The following is a 4488-nucleotide window of genomic DNA, read 5'->3' on the forward strand; positions in this document are numbered from 1 at the left end:
CGTGAATTCGCGCCGGTCGATGGCGCGGCGCAGGTCGGATTCGAACTGCAGCCTGTCGGTGCCGACGGTGCGGAAAGCCGGGCGGAACGGCTCGATCCTGTCGCCGCCGAAGCGCTTGGCTTGATGCATCGCAAGCTCGGCATCCTTGACCATGTCCTCGGCCGACATCTGCGGCGAATTCCAGGTGATCAGTCCGATCGACGCGGTCAGCACGATTTCGCGCTTGGCGAAGGTGATGGGATTGTTGATGGCATGCTTGATGGCGTCCGCCACGGCGGCAATGCGGGCAGGATCCTGTTCGGACAGCAGCATCAGCGCGAACTGGTCGCCGGCAAAGCGCGACAGCGAATCCTTCGGCTTGAGCAGCCGATGCAGCCGGCGCGCGATGGTCAGCAAAATGGTGTCGCCGGCTGAGATGCCGAGCCCGTCATTGACCTGCTTGAAACGGTCGATATCGATGACGAAGACGGTCGGGCGCACTTTTTCCTCGGTGCGCGCGATCGAGATGATCGCTTCCAGCCGGTTCATCAACAATTCGCGGTTCGGCAGGCCGGTCAGGTTGTCGTGCACGGCGTCGTGCAGCAGCCGCTCTTCGGACTTCTTCTGCTCGGTCACGTCAACCATGGTGCCGACGCAGCGGATGACCTCGCCGTCCGATCCGATCACCGGGCGCGCGCGCAGCGAAAACCAGTGATAGTGGCCGTCGGCGCCGCGCAGGCGGAAGTTCTGCGACACCCGGCCGCGCCGATGTTCGAGTACCACGTCGAGCGTCGTGCGGAATGTGTCGCGGTCGTCGGCATGCAGCACCGGCAGCCAGTTGCGCGCGGCACCGCCGAGGCTGTTGGGCGCCAGGCCGAGCTGGATGCTGACATCGGGCTTGGTGACGACGCGGTCGCGCAGCACGTCCCAGTCCCACACCGTATCGCCCGATCCGGCCACGGCCAGCGCCTGCCGCTCGAGGTCGGAGAACAGGCCTTGATGCAGCGCGCCGCCGGCGAAGGCATGCTGCATGACGGTGAAGCCGATCAGAAGGATGATCAGGATCAGCCCGCCGCCCAACGCCGGCTGGGCGATGTCGTTGTCGAGCATGCCGGTGATCGCCATCCACGATCCGCATAGCCACAACAACACCATGACCCAACTGGGCACCAGCATGATGGCGCGGTCGTAGCCGCGTATGCCAAGGAAGATGATCAGGCCGAGTCCGGTCAGGGCGGTGGCGGCGAAGGACAGCCTGGCAATGCCGGCGGCAACCGCCGGATCGACGATGGCGACGCCGGCGATCAGCACCAGTCCGAGGATCCAGACCAGCGCGCCGTAACTGAAGTGGCCGTGCCATCGGTTGAGATTGAGATAGGCGAACAGGAACACCACGAAGGTTCCCGCCAGCGCCACCTCCGTTCCCGCTCGCCACATCTGCTCATTGCCGGGCGATATTTCGATGATCTTGTTGAGGAAGCCGAAATCGACGCAGATATAGGCCAGAACAGCCCAGGCAAGTGCGGCAGTGGCCGGGAACATCGACGTTCCCTTGACCACGAAAAGGATGGTCAAAAACAGCGCCAGCAGGCCGGCAATGCCGATGACGATGCCGCGAAACAGCGTGTAGGAATTGACCGAGTCCTTGTAGGATTCCGGATCCCACAGGTAGACCTGCGGCAGCTTCGGCGAGGCGAGTTCGGCGATGAAGGTGATCACCGTGCCGGGATTCAGCGTCACCCGGAACACGTCGGCGTCGGGGCTGGTCTGGCGGTCGAGCGCGAAGCCTTCGCTGGGCGTGATGGCGGCGATGCGCGTCGAGCCGAGATCCGGCCAGAAGATGCCGGAATTCACCAGGCGGAAATGCGGTGCGACGATCAGCCTGTCGAGCTGCTGGTCGGTGGTGTTGGCGAGCGCGAACACCGCCCAGTCGCCGGTCGAACGCGCATCATTGGCCTCGACCTCGATGCGCCGCACGATGCCGTCCGGTCCCGGAGCGGTCGATACCTGGAAATTCTCGCCCTGGTTCCGGTAGATCTCGACGGCACCCGAAAGGTCGAGCGCGACGTCGTCACGGGCAATCTTGATCGGCTCGACGGCAAAGGCCGACGATGCCGCGCACAGCGTCAGGATTGTCGCGAGGATAAAGGCGAACAGCGGCCCGTTTCGCAGGAAATTCGTCAAAAATCAGTCCTTCGTTCCAACTCCCGGCGGATCGTCCGCGATCCGGGCGTAGAGGTAGTGGTCCTGCCAGATGCCGTTGATCCTGAGATAGGATCGCAGAAGTCCTTCGCGCCGGAATCCGGCTTTTTCAAGCACGCGGATCGACCGGGCGTTGTCGGGAATACAGGCCGCTTCGATCCGGTGCAACCTCAGCGTATCGAAGGCGAAGCGGGTCACCACCTTGACCGCGTCGGTCATCAGGCCGCGGCCGCCAAAGCGCTCGCCGATCCAGTAGCCGACATGGCCGCTTTGCGAGACGCCATGGCGTATGTTGCCGAGCGTGATGCCGCCCGCCAGCTTGCCGCTGCTCCTCTCGAAGATGAAGAAGGCGATCGCGGTCCCTTGCGCATAGTCTTCGCGGTAGCGGCTGATGCGCAGCCGCCATGCGTTGCGGTCGAGTTCGTCGGGAGTCCAGCGCGGCTCCCATGGTTCGAGGAAGGCACGGCTTTCGCCGCGCACCGCCGCCCACTCGCGGTAGTCATTGGTGAATGGTACGCGCAGCGTGACGCGGTCGCCCTTCAGCGCCGGCAGGTCACGGCGAAAGAAAGGGAGCGCGAACATGGCGCTTTGAGGGGCTTAGACGGCGAGCTTGCGGGCCGTGGTCTGCGTGCCTGCGAGCGATTCGAGGATCGTCTCGTATGGCGCCAGTGTGCCCACAGGCCCGACAGCGGTAAGCGTCGGCTTGGTCGAGAACAATCGCGACGACAGATCGGTCAGCCGCTCGACTGTCAGCGCCGACAGCCGTTCCATCAATTCCTCCTTGGCGATCGGCCGGCCGAACAGAAGCAGTTGCCGTGCGATCTGCGAAGCCCGGCTGGCCGGGCTTTCGGCGGACATGATCAGCCCGGCGCGATATTGGGCGCGCGCGCGATCGAGTTCTTCCTGCAGGATCTTCTCGCCGGCCTTCTGCAGTTCGTCGATGATGACAGGCACCAGTTCGGCGATGTCGCTCTGGCCGGTCGCGGCATGGACGCCGAAGACGCCGGTGTCGGAAAACCCCCAATGGAAGGCATAGACCGAATAACACAGGCCGCGTTTTTCGCGGACCTCCTGGAACAGGCGCGACGACATGCCGCCGCCGAGGATCATCGACAGCACCTGCGAGGCATAGAAATCGCGCACATGATAGGCGCGGCCTTCGAACCCCAGCACGATCTGCGCGTCCATCAGGTCGCGGTCCTCGCGGAAGTCGCCGCCGACATATTGCGCATATTGCGGGATGGTGCTGTCGGCCTTGCTGCGGAAGCCGCCGAGCTGCTTTTCGACCTCGCGCACGAAATTGTCGTGCTTGATGTCGCCGGCAGCGACGATCACCATGCGCTCGGCGCCATATTGCCGTTCGATGAAATTGTGCAGCTGCTTCGAGGTGAAGGATTTGACGGTTTCCGGCGTGCCCAGGATCGAGCGGCCGATTGTCTGGTGGCGAAACGCCGTCTCGGTGAACCGGTCGAAGACGATGTCGTCGGGCGTGTCGTGCGCGGCGCCGATCTCCTGCAGGATCACATGCTGTTCGCGTTCGAGTTCCTGCGGGTCGAATTCGGATTCCTGCAGGATGTCGGCAAGAATGTCGACGGCCAGCGGCACATCGTCGGAGAGCACCCTGGCATAATAGGAGGTGGTCTCGACGCTGGTGGCGGCGTTGATCTCGCCGCCGACGTCCTCGATCTCCGAGGCGATTTCGAAGGCGCTTCGCCTTTTCGTACCCTTGAACGCCATATGCTCGAGCAGATGGGCCATGCCATGCTCTTCGTCACGTTCATTGCGGGCACCCGATTTGACCCAGGCACCAAGGGCTACCGATTCGATGCTTTGAAGGGTTTCGGTGGCGACTGTCAGGCCGTTCGACAGACGGCTTACCTCAACACCCATATGGCTACTACTCCCTAACGCGCCGCCCGCGCGCGGCGGCCGACGTAATCTTCCACCATTTTCAGGTCGGATGGAAGTACCGTGTATTTTTCCTCCGCTGTCATCAACCCACCTAGCCATGCGGGCAGTGCCGGCGACACGCCGCTGGCGGCTTCGACGGCGGCCGGAAACTTTGCCGGGTGGGCGGTGCCCAGCACCACCATCGGCACGGCGCCCGACGCCTTGCCTGCCGCGACATGCACGGCTGCCGCGGTGTGCGGATCGAGCAGATAGTTGCTGGCCGCGAGCGTCGAGCGGATGGTGGCGGCGACCTCGTCCATATCAGCGCGGCCGGCGTCGAATTCGGACCGCATACCGGCGATTTGCTGGGTTTCGATGGTGAAAGCGCCGGACTGCTTCAGGCCGTCCATGTAGCGC

Annotated in this window: 3 protein-coding genes and 1 pseudogene; all 4 read right to left on the reverse strand. The window is 63.7% G+C overall.

The genetic code is table 11. From position 1 onward, the window contains the following. Positions 1 to 2163, reverse strand: a 2163-nt coding sequence (locus NKJ06_RS34570) for a diguanylate cyclase domain-containing protein (RefSeq protein ID WP_352812398.1), incomplete at its 3' end; no start/stop codon positions are given. Between the two features lie 3 nt (positions 2164 to 2166). Then, on the reverse strand, positions 2167 to 2763 hold the full coding sequence (locus NKJ06_RS34575) for a GNAT family N-acetyltransferase (RefSeq protein WP_352626599.1): 597 nt from the start codon (positions 2761 to 2763) through the stop codon (positions 2167 to 2169). Between the two features lie 15 nt (positions 2764 to 2778). Next, positions 2779 to 4071 (reverse strand): M16 family metallopeptidase, encoded by a 1293-nt coding sequence (locus NKJ06_RS34580; RefSeq protein WP_352626600.1) that lies wholly within the window; start codon positions 4069 to 4071, stop codon positions 2779 to 2781. Between the two features lie 14 nt (positions 4072 to 4085). Next, positions 4086 to 4488: pseudogene (locus NKJ06_RS34585) on the reverse strand (threonine synthase); the annotation flags it as partial.

It is taken from the genome of Mesorhizobium sp. M0293, from assembly GCF_040321735.1.
GTDB lineage: Bacteria > Pseudomonadota > Alphaproteobacteria > Rhizobiales > Rhizobiaceae > Mesorhizobium.